This is a genomic window from Streptomyces sp. NPDC048612 (assembly GCF_043199295.1).
Classification (GTDB): Bacteria; Actinomycetota; Actinomycetes; order Streptomycetales; family Streptomycetaceae; genus Streptomyces.
The window spans coordinates 94,030-116,996 of record NZ_JBICVV010000023.1; the positions used below are offsets into that span (position 1 = coordinate 94,030).

The following is a 22,967-nucleotide window of genomic DNA, read 5'->3' on the forward strand; positions in this document are numbered from 1 at the left end:
CGGTGACACCAGGCTCAGTGACCCGCTACGACCGGAGTGGCGCCCACCTGCTCGCCCTGCTGCTCGCCGGCGCCGCCCCTGGCGATGCCGGGCGGGTGCGCCGCCGGCTGGGCGAAGCGGAGCCCCGTTACCTCGCCTGGGTTCCCCTGACCGCGGCGGCCCGCGCGAAGGCGGCCGGGGACCCCGACGCGCTGGTGCGGCGAGCCCTCGCCCGGGCCGAGGGTCTCACCGTCGGCGACCTGGCCGCGCTGCTCGAACGGCCCGACCCGGTCGTCGATCACTGCGTGTACGAACACGCCGAGGCCCTCCCGTGGATGCGCCGTCTCATCCTCTCCCCCGGGCGGCACACCGAGCCCACCGCCCTCGCCTCCCTGCTGGCCCGTATCCGCGCCACCACCCAGGAAGCGTCGGCGCTCCCCCGCTTCGTCGGTGCTGCCGTGGTGAGCGAGGCACCCGAACTGGCCGAGCACGCCTTGCGCACCTGCGGCCGCGCGCTGACCACCGCCGAGCAACTGCGCGCCGTACTCGGGCTGTTCGCGCATCCCGACCGGCTGCGCGCCCTGCTCGACACCGCAACCGGCCCGGCCACCCTGCACCCTGCCGTCGCCGACCTCGCCCGCAGCGCGCTCTACGCCGATGGCGACACCGACCGCGACACCGGCCGTGACCTGCTGCGCGCCGCGGTGGCCACCGCCGAGGGGCCCGAGGGCCTGGTGGCCGGACTCCGCGCGGGCGAATCCGAACCGGCCTGGCGCCGTACTGTCGACTGGGACGTCCTCATGACGGCCCATCAGGCGGTGCCGCTGCCGGAGCCGTCCGTGCGCGCCCTCGCCTGCCATCCTGACTGCCCCGAGCAGCTGATCGCCGACCTGTACCGCACCGACCCCGCGGTGGTCACCGAGGTCGCACCGCTCTCTCCGGCCCTGCTGCGCGTCGCCGCCCGGACGCCCGGCCACCCCGAGCTCCTCCGGATCGCCGCCGGTCTGGACCCGTCCGGCGACCACGCGGACCTCAGCACCCTCGTCCTCGACACGGTCACCCCCGCCCGGACGGCGGCCAAGGCTCTGCTCGAACTCGGTCCCACCGCACCGCTGCGCCTCCTCCTCCACCGCCGATTCGGCGCCGATCCGGGGCGCTGGGCCACCCTGCGCACCTCGCTGTCCCGGTACAAAGGCACCCTCGCCGACCTGTTGGCCGGCATCGCCGACGGCACGGTGCCCGAGCCCGGCCCCTCGGTCACGCCTCCCGCCCTGACCAAGCCGTACCGGTTCCTGCTGTACGCCGCCGAAGCCGACGATCTGCGCGAGCTGCTCCCCCACCTGCCCGACGAGCTGCTGCACGCCCTGCTCGGCAAGGGCTCGCTGCCGGCGCACGCCCTCGACACCGCGCTCGCGGCGTCCGACCCCCGCGTACGGGCCGCCCTCGGCGGCAACGTCGCCCTCGGCATCCGCGACCTGCGCCGGCTGACCGAGTGCGACGAACCGGCGGTCAACGCCGCCGTGTACCGCAATCAGCGGGCCACGCTCTCCCTCCGCCGCGCGATCGCCTCCGGCGTGCCCCGCACCCCGGACCGCGCCGGACTCGTCCCTCTCGACGCCGAGCTGCGCAGCGAACTCCTCGCCGCCACGGACCGGTCCTACCGCAGCCCGCTGATCACGAGTGGTGACCCCGAACTGGTCCTGCACTCCTGGGGCTGGTGGGCGAGCGACGAGGCGCGCCACTTCTCCCTGGTCCGGGTGTGGGAGCGCGGTGGCCCGGACGCCATGCGGCGGCTCCTCGCCCTGGCCCCCACCCCCCTGCCGCCGGTCCTCGCCGAGGCGACCGCCGCCCTGGAGCACCCCGACGGCCTGGAGCGGTTCCGGGAAGGGGGCGAGCCCTACGAAGACCCCGAAGCGCTGCCCCGGGTCTACGCCACCCCGCGCGGACGCAACGCCACCCGCCGGCTGATGCAGAAGATCGTGCACGAGCCCTATGTGTATGACTTCCCGCAGCTGATCGCCGCCCACCACCAGCACACCTTCGAGCCCGAGCCCATCCAGGAGCTGCTCCGCCACGAGGACGTCGACGAGGCGATCCGCCAGGCCCTCACCAGCCCCGCAGGTGCCGTCGACGCCGAGCCGCTCGCCCATCTGCGTGCCACGCCGTACGGCAGCAACCTGCACCGCTGGTTCGCCGAGACCGTCGAGCAGGGGCTGCTCGCACCCGAACGGCTCGTCGACACCGCCCAGCCGGCCGCAGCGGCGCTCCCGCATCTCGGCCAGGTCGGCGGCCGGGCCCGTCGGCATGCCGTGGACCTCGTAGCCGAGCATCTGGCCGGCCACCCGGAAGCGTGGGTCATCGCGCTCAGCCTGGTCGGAACCTTCGCCGGGTCACTCGCCGAGCTGATCACCACGGCCGCGAGCGTGGCCGGCCCCCGGCCCGCTGCCGAGGAGCTGGCCCGCCTCGACGCGTACGCCCGGACCGGCGACGCCCCGGAACCAGCCGAGGCGCCCGTGCGCGCGCTCACCCACGGCGAGCAACGCAAGCGGGAGAGGGACCTCGACCCGGGCGCGGCCCTCGCCTCGGCGCACCTGCTGCGCACGCTCGTCGCGGGCGCGCCACTCCCCACCGACCCCGCTGTGCTCGACGTCCTCGCCGCTACGCTCAGGACCGACTTTCCCGGGCCGTCCCGCCCTGACTGGCTCGACGAGGCCTGTGACCGGCACGCCTCCCCCGACACTCGCCGCCGCCTCACCGAGAAGACCACCGAACGTCCCCGGAGGGCCGCTCTGTTGGCCTGCAGGCAGGGGGCCCTGGCACCCAGTGAGTTGGTCGCCCGGACGCCCGCGCGTGAGATGTCGCCGCTGCCGAGGGACTGGTTCATACGCGAGGTGCCGGCCGAGGCCACGGTGAGTGCCGCGCGCCGACTGGTCGCCGACCGGCTCGGCACCGACCCGGAACGGTGGCTGCGGGCGCTCGCCGCCATGGACACCGACTGGGCGGAGCGGCCCTTCGTCGATCTGCTCGACCACGGCAGCGCGGACACGGTCGCCACGGTGCTCACCGGGGCGGGCGCCGGACTCCTGCTGCACGCGGGCCCCGACGCCCTCGCGGCCGTGCTGCCGCGGCTCGACGCGCAGGCCACGCGCACCCTCACCGAGCGCGCCTGTGCCGGCAAATATCTGCCCGACGCCCTGCTGGACCATCTGTTCACCCACGACGACCGCGCCGCGCTGCTCGTCCTGGCGCGAAGCTCCCGTGACCGGGACCTGAACCTGCGTCTGCTGGCGGTCGACGACCCCACGATCAACGCGACGCTGTACGGAAAGGTCCACAGCAGCGGCTCGACCGCCGAGATCCGCCGGATCGTCCTCTCCCGCCGGCCCCAGGGCCGCACCCCCGACGGGCCGGACGACCTCCTCCCGCTCGCCCCGGAACTCCGCGAACTGCTGCTGGAGCGGAGCTACTTCGACAAGGGGTCGGCGAAGTACCTCCGGGTTCTGGTCGAAGCGGCGGACCCCGAACTCGTGGAGCACGCGCTCACCTCGTGGGGCAAGCGCGTTCCGCTCCCGGACCACCTCCTGGCCGCGCGCAACACGCTTCGCCACGGCGGCGCCGACCGTCTCCGCTCGCTGATCGCGCGGGGCCTGCTCAGCGCGGGCGCCGCCAAGGTCGCCACCAAGGCACTCTCCGCGCCCGACCCGGACGCGGTCCTCACCGCCCGCCTCGACAAGGAACTGAGCACGGAACGCCTCGTCGCCAAGCTCCGTACCTGCGGGGAGTACGAACACAAGGAGATCCTGGACCTCCCCTACACCCGCGACTGGGACGTCCTGATCCGGGCGCACGCACAGGATGCGTTCCGCCGGGACGTGTGGGGCACCATCGCCCGGCTGCCCGACGCTCCGGACGAACTCGCCCCGGCCGCCTTCGAATACTGGTCCTGCTTCATCGACCGCACCCTGACCGACCGCGGCCCCGACTGGGCTCGCGCGGCCATCGGGATCATCCCTAACCTGTCGCTCCAGCGAGACGAGTGGGCCGCCGTCCTCGACGCCCTTCTCGAACGGGGTCTGATCTCCGGCAAGGAGATCATCCACGGTGGCGCCGCGGCCAGCCGCATGCTCCACTACCTCGCCGAGCTCTCCGTCCGCCGGGAACTCCCCGCCGCCCTCCGGACCGCCGTCCAGGACGCCACGAGCGAACTCGCCCTACTGGCCGGGAAGCTCCTGGGCACCGACAACGACGCCTGGCAACGCCTGTTCACCGCCCTGACCGGCAAGGACCCCCACTGGCTCCTGCCCGGCTCTCACACCACCCCCGCCGCCCTCCTCCACCACGCCTCCCGAAAGCCCCTCGGCCACCCCTGCCCCTGATGCCTCAGAGTCTGGCGCGCTGCCGCATCTCCGCCTCATCCGTGACGTACGTGCCGGGCGCGAACCGCTCGATGGCGTCGGCGATGATGCGGCAGCGCTCGGCACGACGGGCGCGGCCGAGCCACCGCTTCTCGTAGTGGAGGTAGTGCAGCGTCGCCCTGTCCTCCGGCGAGCCGGACGTCTGGGGACGGAGCCACACCGCGAGCGCCGTGTCGTTGAGGACGGTCGCGAAGCCGATGTCGCTCCAGGGCACGTTCCGGCTCCCGGCTGTGATCCCCTGCGCATCGATGCGCAGGGGCGCCAGGCGCACGACCGTCAGCATGGGCAGGAGGCCCAACGCCACACCCGTCGACGCAGCGACCCACAGCAGGTTGCTCAGCGGACGCTCGCTCCGAAGCGCCAGCCATACCGCCGCTGAGGCCACGGCCGAAATCGCCACCCCGCCCAACAGCCATACGGCTCGCCGCTTCCACTCGGCCGGCAAGTGCACTGCCCCTTCGCTCACGCGTCCCCCAGTTCTCACCTGATGACCGTAGCAGTGGTCCGTTACCGGCTCTGTGGCTGTGTTGTCGTCATCGCCCACACCTTCCGCAGCATCCTCAAGGCCGCCGACGCCGAGCTGACTCAACAGGCGTGTCGGCGAACCGGGTGGGGAGCCAGTCGGCCGACACCCGTGCGCGGGCGGCGAGGTGGGTGACGTAGGCGTCGCGCACCTCGTCCGGTGTGGTGAAGCCGGGCTCGCCCGCCAGCCAGGCGTCCGGGACGGCCGCGGCGCACTCGCGGAGCAGCCCGGAGGTCACCCGGGGCGCGAGTTCGGCGTCGGCGGCCGCCATGTCGGGGCGGCAGGAGCCGAGCGCGTGGTGCCGGAGGTCGTACTCCTTCCCGACCGCGTCCTCGGCGCCCGCCCAACGGTGGTGGAAGACGAGCGAGGCGCCGTGGTCGATGAGCCACAGCCGGGACCGCTGGAGGCCGGAGGTCGGCCAGGTCATGAGGTTGGTGCTGTGCACGGTGCGGTCCACGTTGGCGGTGAACGCGTCCAGCCAGACGATCCGTGCGGCCTCGGCCGGGTCGACGTCCAGGGCGTCCGGTGTGAAGTCGGCGGCCCCCGGGAGGTGGTCCATGCCCAGGTTGAGCCCCGCGCTGGCCCGGAGCAGGTCCTGAACCTCTTGGTGCGGTTCGTCGCGGGCGACCGACGGATCGAAGTGCACCAGGACCAACTCCGGTATCCGGAAGCTGAGTTTCCGGGCCAGCTCACCCACGATGACCTCGGCGACCAGCGCTTTTCGGCCCTGCGCCGAGCCGGTGAACTTGACGACGTACGTGCCCAGGTCGTCGGCCTCGACCACGCCGGGCACGGAGCCGCCGCTCCGCAGCGGGGTCACATAGCGCTCGGCCGTCACGGTCCGCAGCGGCTCGGATGTCGTCCTCATGTGCTCCCCGTCGTTCCGCCTGCGCCGTCCCCTGAACGACAGTGCACTCTACGGAAAGTCCGCGAGTGGGCCACTGGATTTTTCGGCGGCTCCCCGGCCCGGGACCCGCGGAAGGTCCGGTGAGGCATCAGGCCCGGGCGTCGTCCCGCGGTGTGAGGCGGAAGCCGAACCCTGCGCCACCGACGTCGACCGCGGTGGCGCCGCCGTCGACGATCAGCACCGCCCCGTTGACGAAGGACGCAGCCGGCGAGAGCAGCCATCCGATCGCCTCGGCGACCTCGCCGGGGTCGCCGGGACGGCCGACGGGCAGCAGCCGGGTGGCCTCCTCGTACGCGGCGTCGACGCCACCGTCCCCGAGGCCGGCCTCCTCGGCGAAGCGGGCCATCCGGCCGTCGGCCATCTCGGTACGCACCCAACTGGGGCAGACGACGTTGGCGCGCAGCCCCTCCGCCCCGTAGTCGACGGCGAGGGAACGGCAGAGCTGCAGCAGGGCGGCCTTCGAGGTCGCGTAGGCGGCGTTGCCCGGACTGTTGCGCAGGGCGGCGACCGAGGCGACCGCGACCACCGCGCCACGGGCCTTCAACAGGTGTGGGAGGGCGGCGCGTTGGAGGAGGAAGGGGCCGGTGACGTTGGTGGTCATCACGGTCTCCCAGTCCGCCACCGACAGGTCGCCGACGGTCCCGCTGCGGGAGGTCCCGGCGTTGAGGACGAGCCCGTCGAGCCGTCCGTAGGCGGACACGGCCGTGTCGACGAGGTTCTGGACGGCGTCGGGGTCGGCGGCGTCGGACGGATGGGCGAGGGCTCCGGTCTCCTCGGCGACACGGTTCAGCGGCTCGGGGCGGCGGCCCGAGATCACTACGTGGTGCCCGGCCGCCCGCAGCAGCCGGGCGGTGGCGGCGCCGATCCCGGTTCCGCCGCCCGTCACGATGACAACTCTCGGGTCCGGCATGTCCGCTCCGCCTCGCAGGTGGTCGTGGCTCGGGCGTTCCCGCGTGATCATACGGACCGCTGCCCAAAGGGACGGGCTACGCGCGGGGCATTCAGCCGGGTCCCCTCACACGGCCGCTCACCCCTTCTCGGCCCCCGACGCGCCGGCCTTCTCCGCCGCCTGCTTCTTGGCCGCGCCGGCGGCCTTCACATCCTCGATCAGCCGTGCCAGCCCCGCGTCGAAACGGGCCCGGTACTTCTCCACCTGGTCCTTGCCCAGCTGCTCCGGGCCGAAGGTGTGCGCGAAATCGATGAGGTTGAGTTTCGCGGTGGCGGCCGGGCTCTCCGCCGCCGGCTGCTCGTCCACCGCGATGAGCACACTCGCCGCGATGAAGGCGAGGCCGGACTTGCCGGCCGCCGTCCTGACGTGGGTCAACTGCTCCACCAGCGTGTCGTAGACACTGTGGTCCTCGGAGAAGCCCCGCACGACCTGCTCGGACTCCTGCCCGATGGCACGTCGGCTCTTTCCCTTGAGCCCCGTGCCGCCGACCGCGCGATAGCCGCGGTCCGCGGAACCGGTCACCGTGTCGGCGACCTTCAGCTTCATCTTCTTCTTCCAGGCATCGGCGTGCGACATGGACGTGAGCAGCTCCTGCTTGCTCGCCGTGCTCTCCCCCACCTTGATGTCGAGCACCTTCGGCGTCTTCATGCCGAACGTCAGGTTGTCGATGTAGATGTGGGTCGAGTCATCGCCCCCGCCCTTCTGGCCGTCCATCGCCTCCACCTGTGGGGCGGTGTACGACTGCGGAACCACGTCCTCCAGAGCCGGGTGCCTGCCCGCGCGCATGTCGGCGTAGAAACCCCGCTCGACGTCGTTCGTGGGCTTCTCCTTGATTCTGCCGCCGGCCCGGTCCTTGATCCCGCCGTGCCCGCCGGTCTGTTCCTCTTCCGCTGCCCGCTGGACGACCTCGCCGGACGCGCCGCCGCGCGCCCCCGGGGCCCCGCCCCGCCGCCCTTCTTCGACCAGCCGCGAGACCGCGGCGTTCCCGGCGGTGCGTTGCAGTGCCAGCATCGTCGCCGGGACGGACTCCGCCTCGGCCGACGGACGCGCCGTCGTGGCCGCCGAGCGCGCCGTCGCCCGCCGTCTCCGGCTCTCGTCCGCTCCCGCGCCCCGCTCTCCGTTCGCGTACAACTCCGCCTCCTCCTACGGACCTTGGCGGGCCCGTCACCGGTCGATGGGTGTGATGCCGTACCAGGAAAGGCGGACGACTGCCGCACTGTGAAGGTACGGCGGGGCACGAATGCGGGCACCGCGGCCCCGGCATCCCGGGCAAACCGGCCGCGGACCGCCACGTGCAGGCGGGCCCTGTCCGAGCGCGCCGGGCCGGTAGGTGCCCGGCACCGGGGAAGGCGGCCGTCCACTCGCCGCCCGACTGCAGCAGCGTCAGCAGGGTCAGGGTCCTGAGCGTCGGGTCGGGTTCCATACCCTCAGCCTTCCGGGAGAGGCGGACAGGTTCAGGCCGCCTCTGCTCCTAGCCTGAGGCCGAGTCGCCGAAGGAGAGGGAACCATGCAGATCGCTGTCACCACCCCGACCGGAAACGTCGGCCGTCACCTCGTCGCCACGCTCGTCCGCGCCGGGGTCCGGCCACGCGTGTTGCTGCGTGACCCCGGCCGGCTGACTCCCGAGCTCCGGGGCGAGGTGGATGCCGTGCCGGTCGACCAGCTCGATGCCCACGCGGTGGTGGCCGCCACCCACGACGTCGACGCGCTGTACTGGGTGGACCCGAGCACCGGCGGTGCGGACCCCCTCGCCGACTACGCCCGTGCCACCGGCAGCGTGGTCCGCGCCGTCACCGACAACCGGATCGGCCGCGTCGTCTTCCAGAGCAGCGTAGGCGCCGAGAAGCGGCACGGTGCCGGCGAGATCGACGGCCTGGGACACACCGAGACGGCCCTGGACGACCTCGGCGTCGACGTCACCCACCTCCGCTGTGGCTACTTCTTCACCAATCTCGAACTTCAACTCGATGCCCTGCGCGCCGGCGCGCTCCAAGTGATCCTTCCCTTGGACCAGCCCATGGCCTGGGTGGCGCCTCGCGACATCGCCGAGGTGGCCGCCACCCGCCTGCTCTCCCTCGCCTGGTCCGGACGGTGTGTACAGGCGGTTCACGGACCCGCCGACCTCACCTGGCGCCAGGTCGCCGAGATCCTCACCGCCGCCACAGGCCGGCGGATCGGCGTGGAACAGATCACCGACGACGCCATGCGCACCCGGCTCCAGCAAGCCGGCTTGCCCAACGGACTGGTCGAGGCGGTGTTGGGAATGTCGACCGGCCTCCGGGAGAACTTCGTGCCCGAACAGCCCCGCACCCTCCGGACCACCACCCCGACCACCCTCGCCGCCTGGGCCTACGACCATCTCCGGCCCCGGATCGCCGACGCGTAGCAGGTCACGAGGGCAGGTGGCGGGCGGCGTGACGGTCCGTGCGTCTCCCCGCCACACCGCACCGCCCCGCCGCCGCCCTCACCCGCTCCCATGGCAGCGGCAGCACTCACCCGATGTCAGGCGCGGACCGCACCTCGATCCGGTCCCCCGTCCGCTCCATCTCCAGGACGACGAGTTCGTTACGGCCCCGTCGCCACAGATGGCTCGGCGCGTACAGGGTGACCTGCGGCCCGAGGGACCAGTACCGGCCGAGCGCGAAGCCGTTGAGCCACACCATGCCCTTGTCCCAGCCCGGAAAGGCGAGGAAGCCGTCCGCGGGGGTGTCGACATGGACCCGGGCCCGGTGGAACGCGGGGCCGGCCGGCGTCGCTCCGCTGCCGAACCTCAGGGCCGAGAGGTCGTCGAGCGGCAGCCGGCGGATCTCCCAGTCCCGCAGTTCCTCATCGTCGAGGAGGACCTTGCCGCTGATGCCCTTGGGGTCGTTGAGGCCCTGGCCGAAGTTGACCCGCCCGGTGGGATCGACCAGGAGGTCGAGGGTGCTGGACGCGCCGGCCACGGTGAAGTCGATGGTGTGGTCGGGCTGATTACGGTCGAAGGCGCCCAGACGCCTGCCGTCGCCGAACACCAACGCCCGGTCGCCCAGCCCCGTGACCCTCAGCCGCTTGGTGCCACGCGGCCCGCGCACCCGAGTGCGGTAGTGGATCAGTCCGTACGACTGCCCGAGCGCCTCCATATGGACGGGGGTGCTGCGCCGTACTGGAGTGCCCAGGGCGTCCAGCGCGTCCAGGAACGGCACCGACTCACGGACGGTGACCTTCTGGTCCGGCATGCGGCGCGGCACGGCCGGCAGAGGGGTGTGCGGCACGGTGGTGTACTTGGCCAGCACCGCACGCACCTGGTGGAACTTCTCGGTGAGTTCGCCGGACTCGCTGATCGGGGAGTCGTAGTCGTAGCTGGTGACGGTGGGCTGATAGGAGCTGCCGCTCAGGTTGGCACCCGCGTACCAGCCGAAATTGGTTCCGCCCACCGCCATATAGAAGTTGATGGAGGCTCCCGCTGCGAGCATCTTCTCCACGTCGGCGGCGGTCTGCGCCGGGTCGGTGGTGTGATGCCGTTCGCCCCAGTGGTCGAACCAGCCGTCCCAGAACTCCGTGCAGAACAGGGGCTTGTCCGGCTGGAATCTGCGCAGCTCCGCGAAGGGCCCGGTGGGGTCGCCGGCGAAGTTGACGGTGGACAGGAGGTCGGGAAGGCTGCCGGCCTGCAGCGCCTCCTGGGTGGCCCCGTTGGAGCAGAAGAGCAGGCTGTCGATGCCCTGCGCCCGCATGCTGTCCCGCAGGTGGCGCAGGTGTGCGTGATCGTCGTCGTAGCTGCCGTACTCGTTCTCGACCTGCATCGCGATGATGGGCCCGCCACGGGTGGCCTGCAGGTCGACGAACCGGGGCAGCAGTTCGGCGAACCAGGCGTCGACCGCTCGCTCGTAGGCGGGGTCGGAGCGGCGCAGGGGCGCGTCCTTGTTCTTGAGGAGCCAGGCCGGCAGGCCACCGAAGTCCCATTCCGCGCAGATATACGGTCCCGGGCGCACGATCACCTTGAGCCCGACCTCGTCCGCGGTCCGGACGAAGGCGGCGACATCGCGCCATCCGGTGAAGTCGGCCTTCCCCTCGTGCGGTTGGTGGAAGTTCCAGGCGACATAGGTCTCCACGGTGTTCAGGCCCATGGCCCGCATGCGCAGCAGCCGGTCGCGCCAGTCCTTGGGGTGCGTCCGGAAGTAGTGGAAGGCCCCCGCGAGAATCCTGAACGGCTCCCCGTCCAGCAGGAATTCGCTCCCGCGGAGGGTCAGCCCCCGCGGGCTGTCGGCCTGGGCGAGGGTGGTACGGCCGCTCCCCAGGGCGATGCCCACGGACGCACCTCCCACCATGGCCGCGCTCAGGAATCTCCGTCGGCTGAACTGCGTCACGTCTGCTCTCCTCGACTCGACTGACCGTCATGGCAAGGCGTTTGAACATGTTCAGTGGTGCGCGCTTCTGTGCATTGAGAGTGTTATGTAGAACAGAAACGAGCACAAGGGTTCGTGACGGGTGGGGCTGAGCGGGGTGATGCAGACGGACGGGGCGGGACGCACGGGTACCAGCCGGGTCGGTCGGGCGAACACCGCCCCCACCACTACGGCTTCGAGCTCCGGGGCAGGTCGCAGGCAGTGGCTGGAATGTCAATGGCGGCCGGTACCTTAACCACATGTCGATATCTGTTGGTCTCAGTCTCAGCGTCTCCGGTTTGCAGCCGGGAGAGGAGACAGCGCGCGTCGCCGAGGCACTCACCGCGTTCCTCACCAAGCACGACCTCGAGGATGACGTCGCCGTATCCCAGGACGCACCGGCGGGTCAGGTCTTCGCGGAGACCGACTACCCCATCATCGTGACCCGCTTCGGCCCCTGGTCGGACACGATCGAGCAGGGATCGCAGGACACCGTGCACGCGCTCGCCCCCACCGCACAGGTCGACCTCCGATGGGAATTCGAGGACGAGGACTACTAGAGCCTGTATCGAAAGCGCCTGGTGAGGATGGCACAGAGCCCATTTCGTGATCCAGAATGACTGGATGGTCACGCTTGAGACTCCCCGTCTGATCCTGCGCCGCTGGCGCGAGGAAGACGTCGCCCCCATGGCCGCCATCCATGCCGACCCCGAGGTCATGCGGTGGATACGTGACGGCAGCGTCCGTGACGAACAGCAGACTCGCGGCGGAATCCGGGCATGGGAGAGCGAGTGGGAGTCACAGGGCTTCGGCCTGTTCGCCGTGGAGGTCCGCTCCACTGGCGAGCTGGCCGGGTTCACCGGTCTCTCGGTGCCCCACTTCTTGCCGGAGGTACTGCCGGCGGTCGAGGTCGGCTGGCGGCTGGGGCGTTCCCACTGGGGGCAGGGCTTGGCCACCGAGGCCGCTGCGGCCGCCGTACGGTTCGGATTCGAAGAGCGAGGGCTGGAGCGGATCGTCAGCATCACTCAAGTGGGCAACGACGCCTCCGAACGCATCATGACCAAACTGGGGATGCATCCGGTCCGTGAGACCGTCCATCCCACCGGCGGTCGGCGAGTTCAGGTATTCGCGTTGTCGTCGGACCAGTACGTCTCAACCAGTCGTTGATGGTGGCGACGCGAACCGTAACCTGCCGTAACGAAACCCGCTCGCCGCCTGCGAACTGCTGGGGAGACCACAACAGCGAGGGTGCGTGGCGGGGACAGTGACATGCCCTGCCGCGCACCCTCGCCCCTGCTTCCCTTGCCTGATCACAGGATCACGAGGTCACGAGACATCGCTCGGGCAAGAGGTGGCGGGATTCAGCGAAGGTACTCCTCGATCGCGTCCACGCCGCGCACGGCTCCCCCGCTCTCCCTGACGACCTTGCGCATCCGGTCGAGGTTGGCACGCACCGTGGAGTCGGAGACGATCCGGGCGACCGCGGCGCGCAGAGACTCGACGGTCACCGTCGCCGCGTCCAACTGCTCGCCGAGTCCCAGTTCCTGGACCCGGCCAGCGTTGGCGGCCTGTTCGGGCATCTGCGGGACGGTGATCATCCCGACGCCGTAATACAGCGACTCCATCGTGGAGTTCATACCGGCGTGGGAGACGAAAGCGGCGGCTTTCTGCAGCACGGCGGGCTGCGGGAAGTACGGCCGGACGTCGATATTGGGCGGGATATCGCCCAGATCGGCGAGTTCCACATTTCCCACGGTCATGGCCACTTGATACGGCCCGCCGCCGAAGGCCTCGATGCAGGTGCGGTAGAACTCGGGCCGGTCGTTGAAGACCGTCCCCAGTGAGATGTACAGAACGGGGACGTCGGGGTCTGTGGGTGACCAGGATTCGTCCTGCTCCCGGTCGCCCATCGAGGGTCCGATGAACTGAAAGCGCTCGTCGAAGGTGTCCCCGGCCGGCTGGAACTCCCTGGGTATGAAGACGAGGTTGAGTTTCTCGGTCACGTCCATGAGGTTCGCCGGGTCGAGCTCGACGCCGAATTCGGCGGAGAACTCCGCGCATTCGGGGGCAAGTGCGGCGGTCAGGGGGTTCTGGTCGCCGAAGCCGTCCGTGAAGGTGGCGAAGAGCGAATACTCCTCGTTCGAGGCGAGATTCGGAATGCACCGCACGGCGGGCAGATCCAGCTGTTCGGCGAGGACCCGGGCCGACCAGTTCATGGCGTCGTAGCAGATCGCGTCCGGCGACTCGTTGACGCAGTGCTCTCGCAGCACCGGGTAGGCCGCGCTCAGGGCCGCGAACATGCGGCGCAGGAAAACGGCGACGTCTTCGGGCCTGAACTCGCTTGGCGGCGCCCCCATGGCGTCCACCGGGTCCAGCTCCACCCAGCGTGCGCCGGCGCCGGTCACCGCTTCGGCGTGCTCCGCGCTGGTGGCGTAGTCCACTCGGTGCCCTCGCCGCACGAGTTCCTGGACCAGCGGCAGCGTGGGATTGACATGCCCGTGCCCCGCAAGGGCCACAAATAACAGGTGTTTTGGCATATCACACATGCTACCGAGCCGGGATTCCGTGTCGGAGGCGGCTGGGGTGCCGAAGAGGCCCCGAAGTCGCGCGCCGACGCCCCACTCCCGGGCAGGACATCGGCGTTTCGGCCACTCGGCGTTCGATGGGCGGTGCTTGCGGGACAAGGGTCGGTGTATCCCGCACCGGCCACGAACCGCTCTGCGCCGGGGTTCTCGGTCCGACCGAAAGACATGTGTTCGAAATCCGGGCTCGGTCGTTGAGCCTGATGACACTGGCACAACTGCCAAAGGGGGAGGCGACGTTGACATCGACCGGGCCACGCCGCGATACGAACAAGAGCGGGCGAGGGACAGCAACGGCGAACGAGGGCGGCATCTCGAACGCGGAGCGCGAGCTCTACGGGGGCCGGCTCCGCTGGGACCAGACGTTCGTCCAGTACGAGGACGCGGTGGCCCGGCTGCGATTCGGGCAGATGGCGGCGGCCCTGCCGCGCATGGTGGGGATGGTGCTGCGCACCGGATGGGAGGCGGACCGCAGGGCGCTGGCAGGCGTCGTGGCCGCCCAGGTCGGGCAGGGGGTGACTGCCGCCTGGGGGCTGGTCGCGGTCAATCGGGTCCTCACACAGCTGTTCGCGGACGGCCCGACCGCGGACAAGCTGCGTGACGCCCTGCCGTCGTTGGTGGTGTTGGCGGTGGTGTCAGTGGGGTCGGCACTGCTGGCGGCGTGGTCGACGGCGATGTCCGGCCGCCTGGAGCCGCAGGTGGAACGCTCGGTCTCGGCCCGGTATTACGCGGCCGTCACCCAGGTCGAGGTGGAAGCGACCGAGCAGCCGGAGGTCCAACGGGTCCTGGAAGCAGGCAAGTTCGGCACGGACTCGGCGCGCAGCATGCTGCGGTTGTCGGTGGGCGTGGGCAACGTCCTGATCGGCATGGTGGCGGCCGCCGTCGTCCTGGTGTCGCTGCACTGGATCTTGCTGCCGATGCTGCTGGCGATCGCCCTTCCCAAGGGTTGGGGGGCGGTGCGCTCCGCACGACGCGAGTACACCTCGCGGCTGAACTGGATCGACCACCGGCGTGCGATCGCGTCACTGCTGGCGTATCTGACCCGGCCGCACGCCGCCGGGGAGATCCGTGTGCACGCGGCCGGTGCGACGCTGCTGCGCGGGTACGAGGAGATGTCGCGGCAGACGGAGACGGAGCAGCGCCGGCTGGCGCGGGCCCAGGCGCACACGGACCTGGTCGCCGGCGGCTTCGCCGGTCTCGCGTCGCTGGCCTGCTACGGGTTGCTGTGGTGGCTGCTGGCCGCCGGCGGGCTGCCGCTCGCTGTCGGAGGCACCGCGGTGATCGCCATCCGTACGTCCACCGAGCGGCTGACGTCCCTGGTGCAGCAGGTCAACCGGCTCTACGAGGAGCTGCTGTTCCTCACCGACACCAAGCACGCCACCGAACTGGCCACCGAGCACGCGATCCCGCGCACCGGCAGGCCCTTGCCCTCCCCCGTCCGCACCGTGCACGTGGAAGGCGTGTCCTATACCTACCCGGGAGCCGATTCGCCTTCGCTCAAGGGCGTGAGCCTGTCCGTCCGCAGGGGCCGGGTGACGGCCCTGGTGGGTGCGAACGGCTCGGGGAAGACGACCCTCACCAAGATCGTGGCCGGGCTGCTGCTGCCCACCGATGGGCACGTGTGGTGGGAAGGGGAGCCGGGCGAACGGGTCGAACTCCGCGAGGCCGACCGCGGCGAGGTCTTCGCCTCGGTCGGGCTGCTCGCGCAGGACTTCCCGCACTGGGAGATGACCGCGGCCACGAACGTGGCCATCGGCGTCGGCGACCGCCCCCGGGACATGGGCCGGGTCACGGAGGCCGCACGGGCCGCTGACGTGCACGAACTCATCACAGGCCTGCCCCACGGATACGACTCGATCGTCTTCAAGGGATACGAGCGCGGTGTCCAGCTCTCGGGTGGCCAGTGGCAGAAGCTGGGAACCGCTCGCAGCCGCTACCGCGACGCTCCGTTCTTCCTCGTCGACGAACCCACCTCGGCTCTCGACCCGCACGCGGAGATCGCGGCCTTCGAGGGGCTGTGGTCACTGGCCGATCAGGGCCACGCGGTCGTGCTGGTCACCCACCGGCTGGCCGCGACCGCGAAGGCCGACCACATCTACGTGCTCGACCGCGGAGAGGTCGTCGAAGAGGGCACCCACGAGCAGCTCATGGCCGTGGAAGACGGCCGCTACCGGGGCATGTTCGTCGCCCAGGCCGCCCAGTACGGGCTCACCCAGGCCGACGGCGATGCGCTGCCGGCTCCTCGGCGCGGTTCTGGTTGTCGGGATGGTGCCGCGCCTCGGGACGGTGCCGCTTCTCGGGGAGGTGCCGCTCCGCGGCGGGAGGAGGCGAAGTGAGGCGCGGTGAGGCGCGACGCAGCCCCGCCGGGTGCCGTGGGCCACCGCCGTGTGCCGCACGCCCTTCAGCCCTTCGCCGTCAGAAAGGCCGCTCCTCCGTGACACATCCCTCTCCCCCGTCCCTGCTGGGTGTGTTCGCGCATCCGGACGATGAATCCCTGCTCAGTGGCGGAGTTCTGGCCTGTCATGCCGCCGCCGGTGCGCGCACCGCGGTCGTCACCGCCACCTGGGCTCCGGACAGCCACCGGGCCCCCGAACTCGGCGACGCCCTGGCCGTCCTCGGTGCCGGTGAACCCCGCATGCTCGGGTACGCCGACGCCCGCACTCCGGAGTCGGCGACCTGGGACCACTGCTCACCCGGGTCGGCAAGACCCTCCTCAGTGTGCCGGACGAGCACGTCACCACCACCGTCGATGTGACGCCCTGGCTCGACCGCAAGTGGAACGCGATCCTGGCGCACCGCAGCCAGCTGGAGCGGGAGCGCCCGTTGCCCGGCTTGCTGTCCCGTCTCCCTGAGGAAACCCGAAGCCGGATTCTCGGCACCGAGCACTACGCCCGAATCGACGTCTCGGCCGGTGCTGCGGCCGGTACTGCCGCCGACCCGAACCAGCTGACGTCCGACTGGCCATACCCGGGCGGCGCACGTCGCAGCTCCCGGACGGGGAACTACGGTGCGTCCGGCCCCTTCGGACAGTAGTCGTCGGGCATCTCCTGCTCGAACCAGACGACCTTGCCCGTGCTGAGCATCGTCGCTCCCCAGCGCTGGGCGAGATGGTCGACCAGGAACAGTCCGCGGCCACCCTCGTCGCCCGTCCGCGCATGCCGCATCCGGGGCAGCTGCGGCGAGTCGTCGCCCACCTCGCACCGGAGGGTCTCGGTGCGGAGCAGTCGCAGGGCGATCGGGCGGGAGGCATAGCGCACCGCGTTCGTCACCACCTCGCTGACCATCAGCTCGGTCGCGTCGATCATCGATCCCAGACCCCAGCGGTGCAGCGCGCGACGGGTCAACTGCCGGGCCCGGCCCGCTGTTTGCGGCTGGGGGCTGAGGAACCAGTACGCCACATTGTCCTGCGGAAAACCCTCGAACCGGGCGGCTATCAGCGCAACGTCGTCAGCCCGGGCGTCCGGCTCCAGGAGGGTCAGCACGGCGTCGCAGAGCACGTCCAGCGGCGGGGATTCGAGCCTGGCAGCGGCAGCTTCCAGGCGGGCGCGCAGCTGTTCCACGCCGGTCAGGACGTCCATGTTCCGCGACTCGACAAGGCCGTCGGTGTAGAGGAGCAGAGTGGCCCCGGTGGGCGCGGGCATTTCCACGGTTTCGAAGGGCACGCCACCCACTCCGATCGGCGCACCGGGTGGGGCCTGGAGCACCTCTGCCGAGCCGCCCGGGTGCAGCAGCACCGGGGGCGGATGGCCCGCGTCGGCCACCTGCAGTCGCTGCGATATCGGGTCGTAGACGGCGTAGAGGCAGGTCGCCATGTGGTCACTGCCGAGGCGCCGGGCCTGCTCGTCGAGGTGATACAGCACCTCCTCCGGCGGCAGGTCGAGCCTGGCGAGGGTCTGCACGGTGGTGCGCAGCTGGCCCATGATCGCGGCGGAGGTGATGGAGTGCCCCATGACGTCACCGACGACCAGCGCAACGCGATTGCCGGGCAGCGGGATCGCGTCGTACCAGTCACCGCCGGCCTGGGAGGTGTCGGCGGTCGGCAGATACCGGCTCGCCAGCCGGACACCCGTGGTCTCGGGGAGCGACGGCGGCAGCATCGTGAGCTGGAGCGCGTCGGCGACCGAGGCTTCGTATCCGTGCGGCGTCGTCCGGTCTACGCCCGACGCGGTGTGCACGGCGAGCTGGGACGCGACGAGCAGGTCGTCCGTCGCGAAGGGCGGCCGGTCGGCTCCGCGCACCAGGGCAACGGTGCCCAGGAGAAGCTGACGTCCGTACAGCGGGGCGATGATCAGCCGTCGGCCCGGTGATGGCGTCGTGGGCATGCTCGCCGCAGGGGCCAGCAGCTCGGCCACCGCGGGCGCGATCTCCGGGGTGTCACCGAACACAGCTCCTCGGGCCAGCAGAACCTCAACGAATCGGCCGTTGACCGTCAGATGCGGGCGTTCGGCGGCCCTCGGAGGCGACCTGGTAACCGAGCCTTCCAGCCCCTGCCCGAGGCTGTGCAGCCGCAGGACAAGCGGCTCGGCCGCCGGCTCCTCCCTGGGCGGAAACGGATGACGCAGATGCACGACGATCATGTCGGCGAACGCGGGAATCGCTGCCTGCCTGAGCTCTCGTAGCGTTCCGTCGAGGTCGATTCCGCCGGTGATCCGCTGTGCCGCGGCTTCGAGGAACCGAAGCCGGTCGGTCTGGTGGGTCTCGGGGGCGTGCTCCGTCCGTTCCCGGGGGCCCTTCGCAGGACGCTCGCCCGCCGGTGCGGGGCGGGAGGCGCCGGACTCCGAGGCCCCCAGGCATTCCCTCGATTCGCCGGACACGTCGTCGGAAGGGCGGCTTCCGGGCGTCCCAGGAGACGGCGGCCGGGACGGCGGTGTCCGTGGTGGTGCCTCGTCCGGGGGCTGGGGCGGCGGGGACCGCTCCTCGTCGGGCGATGAGGGCTGCTGCCTCGCGGGCTGAGGCGGCTCGGCGGCATCGGTGTCAACGGGGGCCGGGCTCGATGCCAGGTCTGGTGGAGCAGGGCCTCCCTCGGCCCCGGCGGCGAGCCTCTCGGGGCCTTGGTCGGGAGTGCGGGGCTCCATCACTCGTCTCGCCCGTCGTCCGGTGGGGGTGCCAGGGACCTCACGGGGCGGCCTCAACCGCGTCGCGCACAGTTGAAGAACAGCTGCTCCTCGGGCGGCACGTCCGAGATCGCCGGAGCGTAGGAGTACGACGTCTCCTCGATGACCTCGAATTCCGCCTCCTCGATGACCTGGCGCAGGTCGTCCCGCAAATAGCCGGAGACCCGGATGAGGTGGCCGAGGAACGGGATCTTGAAGTAGTCCACATCAGCCTCCACCATCGAGAGGGTGAACAGGCCACCGGGGACGAGCAGGTCGTGGACCGTCCGCAGCGTCCCGGGGATCTCCGTGCGCGGCAGCATCAGCAGGGAGAAGAAGGCCACGACCGCATCGAAACGTCCCAGGTCGTGCGGACCGCCGGGCCCCAGGTCAGCGATGTCCAACCGATGGAAGGTCGCACCGGGCACATACTCCCGGGCAAGATCCACCATCCCACGGGACAGATCGACCCCGACCACCTCGAACCCCGCCTCCACCAGCTGCCGGGCGGTCGGCAGGCCGGTTCCGCAGCCCAGATCCAGCACACGGGACCGAGCGGGCAGCGCCCCGATCAGCCACTCGGCGGCGGCGAGCTGCCCCTTCTTGTACGGGAACGCCTCGTCATAACGATCACCGATCGCGTCGAACGCCTCGGCCTGCCCCTCGCGGTCGCGCAGTATCCCCTCAGAGCCGACCGCGTCGCTCTCGTAATCGACCTCGATGAACCCTCTGCTCACGAATTGCACCTCTTTTCGTGCAGCTATTCGATTGTATCGATAATGGTCGATTTTCATCGGCTACGGCATTGGGGGAAACCGTCCGCTGGGGCTCGCGCGAAACGCTTGACAGTCGCCCGGAGCGCGGCGCGAGAGCCCGGTCAGGGTGATCAGAGTGAGCGGGGCGGAGCGGGTCGGGTCGTGGCGGATGAGGCCGGGCGGTCCGTGCCCTCGGCGCCATCAGGCAGGGGTCGGCGTAAGCCCTAATGAGCGGCAGGAATGCGGTTCCGGTGCGATGGACGGGGTCGAACGGGGCAGGCACTCGGACTTGCTCGGCGGCGCGATGCCGAGCCGCCCACGGATCGATCACATCAAGTGTCTCGCAAAGAACGGCAAATCGTGTGCGGAGGCCGCCAGCCGCGCATACGGGGCAACCGCCCATCATCGTCACCCGGGCCAGGAAACAGCCGCGCCACGCCCTGATCAACGAGCTGAGCCAGCGACTGAGGCCGGCGTCACCGACCTCTATCCTCAGGTCGCCAAGCCCTCGCCACCAGGGCCGCGTGGCCCATGAATGCGAAGCCGCCCACGCCCACCCAGTGCCGATGGAGATCGTCCGCCGGCCCCTGCGCGAGATTCACGCCGCCACCGCCCCACACCTCCGGCCACCCGCCTTCCACCGCCCCATCACCTCCAGGCACTCCAGACCACTCCCCGGCAGCGCGACGCCGGCCGGAGCCGAGGCGGTACCTGGGCGAACGAACGGACATCCGTCACGTGTCCGGTGAAACCTGGCGAGGTGAAAGCCCGTCATGTCCTGTGAATCGACGGTGTCGACCGACCCCTCGACCAGTCACTACCTCCAGGAGCCCCACGTGCCTGCCGTTCCCACCAGCCCGGCCACCTCCTCGATACCCGCTCGGTCCGCCCCATCCAGCCCCGCTGCCCCCTCCGTCTCAAGATCCCGCCGCCGTCGACGGATCACCATGGCCGCCGCCGTGGGCACCCTGCTCGCCGCCGTCGCGCCCATGCCTGCGACGGCCGCGCCCAAGGCCCCGGCCGACTCGGTGTCCACCGTCAGCTACACCGCCGCCGAGCGTCGGGGTGCGCTCGCCTACTGGACCCCGGCCCGCATCAAGGCCGTGGGGAAGTCCGTGGACCTCGGCCCGACCGGCCCGAAGTCCCAGCCGTGGCGCGGCGCCGCCATGAAGACCGTCGGCCGGCTCTTCTTCGTCAACGCCGACGGCGCCGACAGCTGGTGCACCGCCACCGCCGTCCGGAGCGCCAACCGCTCCGTGGTGATGGCCGCCGGACACTGCGTACGCCGCCCCGCCTCGCCCGTCAACACCTACACCGACCTGGTCTTCGTCCCCGGCTACCACAAGGGCGCTCAGCCGTACGGCGCCTTCTCGGTGCGCACCACCCTGACCCCGCGCACCTGGGCGGAGGACGGCGTCAACGACGTGGCCGCGCTGGTCGTGGATGCCGACGCCAAGGGCCGCAAACTCACCGATGCGGTGGGCGGCCAGGACATCGCCTTCCACCACCGGGTCGGCGGGCGGACCGTGGCCTTCGGCTACCCCGCGACCCGCCCGCAGCGCGGCGAGGAGCTGCTGCACTGCACCGGTACGGCGGCGCCCGCCCGCTCCGGCGAGCAGTCCGTGCCCTGCGACATGAACGGCGGTGCCAGCGGCGGCCCTTGGCTGACCGACTTCGACGCCTCGACCGGAAAGGGCGTACTGGTCTCCGTCAACAGCCATGGCGACGGGCTGGAGAGCGGCACGCGCATGTACGGCCCGGTGTTCGGGGACCCCGCCAAGCAGGTCTACGAGCGGGCGGAACGCGGCTGACCGGCTAACGGGCCCTGGCCGTCCCTCCGGTCGTCCCCACGGACCGGAGGGACGGTTCAACTCCGGAGGAATGCGAGGACGGAGTCGGTGCGTCCGAGCACGGCGTGCCCCGTCCCGGGCAGCATGTGCACCTCCGCATGCGGAAGGCATTGCCGTATGCGCCGGGCGGTTCCGCGTGAGTCGAACATGGCGTCGCGGTCGCCGACCGTCACCTGCACCGGGATCGTCAGACTGCGCAACGCCGCGTCGGAGAAGAGAGGCAACAGTTCCATACGCGGCTTGAAGTGCGCGAAGGTCAGCATCAGGCTCTCCAGGACGGGCGCGTCCTGCGGCGAGTTGAGGCCGGTGAGGGCACGGACCGAGCGGCGCGCGCCCCAGCGGCCGAAGGACCGCACCAGCAGAGCCCGCAGCACCCTGATCGTCCGCTGTTTCCCCAGGCCACCGGGGCAGAGCAGGGCCAGCCGGGTCACCCTGTCCGGGCGGCGGACCGCGTAGTCGACCGCGAGCCAGCCGCCGAACGAGGCCGCGACCATGGAAACACGGGTGAGGCCGAGGCCGTCGACTACGTCGTCCAGCCACCGGGCCGGTGCTGGGGAGTTCACGGCGGGCCGGGACGGTGCGCTCAGTCCCGGTTCCCCGACGATGTCGACCGCGTAGGTGCGGAAGTGGCCGGCCCAGGTGGTGATGTCCTCGCGCCACATCGACGCGTTCGCGCCCGCGCCGTGCAGCAGGACGAGCGGTGGCGCGTCGGGCGGCCCGGAGACGAGGACGAAGGTGTCCCCCTCACGGGTCGGCACCCGCACCTGCTCGGCGGGCACCGGCCAGTCGTTCAACACCTCTTGATACCGCTGCCGGACCTCCGCCGCGCCCTCTTCGGACCTGTAGATCGCGACGCTCATGACGCCAGCACCTGCTCGACGTGCTCCAACACCTGGGCAGTGTCCTTCAGTCCACCCAGGATGACGATCTTCATTCGAGCCCTTCCCTCGTCGTAGACGGTCTGGATACGCAACTGCCTGCCGCCGTCCCGCTCGCGGCCGGTGACCCCGGCGGTGAGGAGAGTGGCCAGGCGGTCCGCCGTAGGACGGGAGACCGCATCCAGCTCCACGATGCTCGACACTTCCGCGTGCTGCGCGCCGCCGGCATCCCCGTCCGGCTGCCCGGACAGCGGGCGACCGGTGAATGCCTCCAGATCGGCATGGGCGATCCGGTACTGCTTGCCGATACGCACCGCGGCCAGTCGACCGTCCCGCACGTAGTTGCGGATGGTCCTCACATGCAGCCCGAGATGCTCGGCGACCTGCTCCACCGAGTACAGACGTTCACTCATGAAACTACTCTACTTTCCCCTCTAGTCGAGGACAACAGAGTATTTTGAGGAATGATGAGGAAGGTCGAGGAGCGATGCGGAAGAGGCTGGACGGACTTCCCTACCGACCGGTCGGCGTCGGCAGCGGCGCCAAGCAACCGACAGCCTCGGCCCGCAGCACTGGTCCGCGGCCTCCCATCCTGCTGCGGGGCGGCAGATGCAACTGGAGCAGCAAAGGGGTGGGTTCCCCGTGAGGCTCAGCTCAGTGAAAATCGGCCGACAA

Annotated in this window: 18 protein-coding genes; 8 read left to right on the forward strand and 10 right to left on the reverse strand. The window is 70.8% G+C overall.

Translation table 11 applies throughout. The features are described from left to right. Window positions 1–2: 2 nt before the first annotated feature. Window positions 3–4,355 (forward strand): hypothetical protein, encoded by a 4,353-nt coding sequence (locus ACGFN2_RS28695; protein WP_393365387.1) that lies wholly within the window; start codon window positions 3–5, stop codon window positions 4,353–4,355. Window positions 4,356–4,359: 4 nt separating this feature from the next. On the opposite strand, the gene ACGFN2_RS28700 is transcribed toward ACGFN2_RS28695, so the two are convergent. The 4 genes from ACGFN2_RS28700 to ACGFN2_RS28715 form a co-directional block, all read right to left on the reverse strand. After that, on the reverse strand, window positions 4,360–4,860 hold the full coding sequence (locus ACGFN2_RS28700) for a hypothetical protein (protein ID WP_393365389.1): 501 nt from the start codon (window positions 4,858–4,860) through the stop codon (window positions 4,360–4,362). Between the two features lie 94 nt (window positions 4,861–4,954). Further along, a complete protein-coding gene (locus tag ACGFN2_RS28705; RefSeq protein WP_362614849.1) occupies window positions 4,955–5,785 on the reverse strand; it encodes a HipA family kinase in 831 nt (276 codons plus the stop codon). A 127-nt stretch (window positions 5,786–5,912) separates the two neighbouring features. Further along, the gene (locus ACGFN2_RS28710; RefSeq protein WP_393365391.1) at window positions 5,913–6,734 is read right to left on the reverse strand and encodes an SDR family NAD(P)-dependent oxidoreductase; all 822 of its coding nucleotides are present in this window, start codon (window positions 6,732–6,734) and stop codon (window positions 5,913–5,915) included. A gap of 117 nt (window positions 6,735–6,851) precedes the next feature. Beyond that, on the reverse strand, window positions 6,852–7,904 hold the full coding sequence (locus ACGFN2_RS28715) for an inositol polyphosphate kinase family protein (RefSeq protein ID WP_393365393.1): 1,053 nt from the start codon (window positions 7,902–7,904) through the stop codon (window positions 6,852–6,854). A 376-nt stretch (window positions 7,905–8,280) separates the two neighbouring features. Between ACGFN2_RS28715 and ACGFN2_RS28720 the strand changes: the two genes are divergently transcribed. Next, on the forward strand, window positions 8,281–9,159 hold the full coding sequence (locus ACGFN2_RS28720) for an NAD(P)H-binding protein (protein WP_393365395.1): 879 nt from the start codon (window positions 8,281–8,283) through the stop codon (window positions 9,157–9,159). 106 nt (window positions 9,160–9,265) lie between these two features. On the opposite strand, the gene ACGFN2_RS28725 is transcribed toward ACGFN2_RS28720, so the two are convergent. Continuing rightward, entirely contained in the window at window positions 9,266–11,116 is a 1,851-nt protein-coding gene (locus ACGFN2_RS28725; RefSeq protein ID WP_393365397.1) for a beta-galactosidase family protein, read from the reverse strand. A 278-nt stretch (window positions 11,117–11,394) separates the two neighbouring features. Here ACGFN2_RS28725 and ACGFN2_RS28730 point away from each other — a divergent pair, with 278 nt between their 5' ends. Both ACGFN2_RS28730 and ACGFN2_RS28735 read left to right on the forward strand, forming a co-directional pair. Further along, window positions 11,395–11,694 carry a hypothetical protein gene (locus tag ACGFN2_RS28730; protein ID WP_393365399.1) on the forward strand — a complete coding sequence of 100 codons (300 nt, stop codon included), beginning with the start codon at window positions 11,395–11,397 and terminating at the stop codon, window positions 11,692–11,694. A 64-nt stretch (window positions 11,695–11,758) separates the two neighbouring features. Then, window positions 11,759–12,301 carry a GNAT family N-acetyltransferase gene (locus ACGFN2_RS28735; protein WP_393365468.1) on the forward strand — a complete coding sequence of 181 codons (543 nt, stop codon included), beginning with the start codon at window positions 11,759–11,761 and terminating at the stop codon, window positions 12,299–12,301. 194 nt (window positions 12,302–12,495) lie between these two features. Here ACGFN2_RS28735 and ACGFN2_RS28740 read toward each other — a convergent pair whose 3' ends face one another. Then, window positions 12,496–13,680, reverse strand: coding sequence for a macrolide family glycosyltransferase (locus ACGFN2_RS28740; RefSeq protein ID WP_393365401.1), 1,185 nt, complete (start codon window positions 13,678–13,680; stop codon window positions 12,496–12,498). 275 nt (window positions 13,681–13,955) lie between these two features. Between ACGFN2_RS28740 and ACGFN2_RS28745 the strand changes: the two genes are divergently transcribed. The 3 genes from ACGFN2_RS28745 to ACGFN2_RS28755 all read left to right on the forward strand — a co-directional run bounded on the left by ACGFN2_RS28745 (window position 13,956) and on the right by ACGFN2_RS28755 (window position 16,749). Then, window positions 13,956–16,052 carry an ABC transporter ATP-binding protein gene (locus ACGFN2_RS28745; RefSeq protein ID WP_393365403.1) on the forward strand — a complete coding sequence of 699 codons (2,097 nt, stop codon included), beginning with the start codon at window positions 13,956–13,958 and terminating at the stop codon, window positions 16,050–16,052. A gap of 98 nt (window positions 16,053–16,150) precedes the next feature. After that, entirely contained in the window at window positions 16,151–16,471 is a 321-nt protein-coding gene (locus ACGFN2_RS28750) for a PIG-L deacetylase family protein (RefSeq protein WP_393365405.1), read from the forward strand. Continuing rightward, complete coding sequence (locus ACGFN2_RS28755; RefSeq protein WP_393365407.1) at window positions 16,435–16,749, forward strand: hypothetical protein; 315 nt, start codon at window positions 16,435–16,437, stop codon at window positions 16,747–16,749. The genes ACGFN2_RS28750 and ACGFN2_RS28755 overlap by 37 nt, the downstream gene beginning before the upstream one ends. Here ACGFN2_RS28755 and ACGFN2_RS28760 read toward each other — a convergent pair. Together ACGFN2_RS28760 and ACGFN2_RS28765 are read right to left on the reverse strand one after the other, a co-directional pair. After that, the gene (locus tag ACGFN2_RS28760; RefSeq protein ID WP_393365409.1) at window positions 16,719–18,530 is read right to left on the reverse strand and encodes a SpoIIE family protein phosphatase; all 1,812 of its coding nucleotides are present in this window, start codon (window positions 18,528–18,530) and stop codon (window positions 16,719–16,721) included. The genes ACGFN2_RS28755 and ACGFN2_RS28760 overlap by 31 nt on opposite strands. A 314-nt stretch (window positions 18,531–18,844) precedes the next feature. Beyond that, window positions 18,845–19,546: a class I SAM-dependent DNA methyltransferase gene (locus ACGFN2_RS28765; RefSeq protein ID WP_393365411.1), complete on the reverse strand. Its 702-nt coding sequence runs from the start codon at window positions 19,544–19,546 to the stop codon at window positions 18,845–18,847. 965 nt (window positions 19,547–20,511) lie between these two features. On the opposite strand from ACGFN2_RS28765, the gene ACGFN2_RS28770 reads away from it, so the two are divergent. Next, the gene (locus tag ACGFN2_RS28770) at window positions 20,512–21,375 is read left to right on the forward strand and encodes a trypsin-like serine peptidase (RefSeq protein WP_393365413.1); all 864 of its coding nucleotides are present in this window, start codon (window positions 20,512–20,514) and stop codon (window positions 21,373–21,375) included. A 56-nt stretch (window positions 21,376–21,431) separates the two neighbouring features. On the opposite strand, the gene ACGFN2_RS28775 is transcribed toward ACGFN2_RS28770, so the two are convergent. After that, window positions 21,432–22,274 (reverse strand): alpha/beta fold hydrolase, encoded by an 843-nt coding sequence (locus ACGFN2_RS28775; RefSeq protein ID WP_393365415.1) that lies wholly within the window; start codon window positions 22,272–22,274, stop codon window positions 21,432–21,434. Then, the gene (locus ACGFN2_RS28780) at window positions 22,271–22,705 is read right to left on the reverse strand and encodes a helix-turn-helix domain-containing protein (RefSeq protein WP_393365418.1); all 435 of its coding nucleotides are present in this window, start codon (window positions 22,703–22,705) and stop codon (window positions 22,271–22,273) included. Before ACGFN2_RS28780 ends, ACGFN2_RS28775 begins: the two co-directional genes overlap by 4 nt. Window positions 22,706–22,967 lie beyond the last annotated feature (262 nt).

Coding starts and splice junctions, on each gene's coding strand:
- ACGFN2_RS28705 (WP_362614849.1), bottom strand. CDS start 5,785: ATGAGGACGACATCCGAGCCGCTGCGGACCGTGACGGCCGAGCGCTAT.
- ACGFN2_RS28710 (WP_393365391.1), bottom strand. CDS start 6,734: ATGCCGGACCCGAGAGTTGTCATCGTGACGGGCGGCGGAACCGGGATC.
- ACGFN2_RS28720 (WP_393365395.1), top strand. CDS start 8,281: ATGCAGATCGCTGTCACCACCCCGACCGGAAACGTCGGCCGTCACCTC.
- ACGFN2_RS28730 (WP_393365399.1), top strand. CDS start 11,395: ATGTCGATATCTGTTGGTCTCAGTCTCAGCGTCTCCGGTTTGCAGCCG.
- ACGFN2_RS28735 (WP_393365468.1), top strand. CDS start 11,759: ATGGTCACGCTTGAGACTCCCCGTCTGATCCTGCGCCGCTGGCGCGAG.
- ACGFN2_RS28740 (WP_393365401.1), bottom strand. CDS start 13,680: ATGTGTGATATGCCAAAACACCTGTTATTTGTGGCCCTTGCGGGGCAC.
- ACGFN2_RS28770 (WP_393365413.1), top strand. CDS start 20,512: ATGGCCGCCGCCGTGGGCACCCTGCTCGCCGCCGTCGCGCCCATGCCT.
- ACGFN2_RS28775 (WP_393365415.1), bottom strand. CDS start 22,274: ATGAGCGTCGCGATCTACAGGTCCGAAGAGGGCGCGGCGGAGGTCCGG.
- ACGFN2_RS28780 (WP_393365418.1), bottom strand. CDS start 22,705: ATGAGTGAACGTCTGTACTCGGTGGAGCAGGTCGCCGAGCATCTCGGG.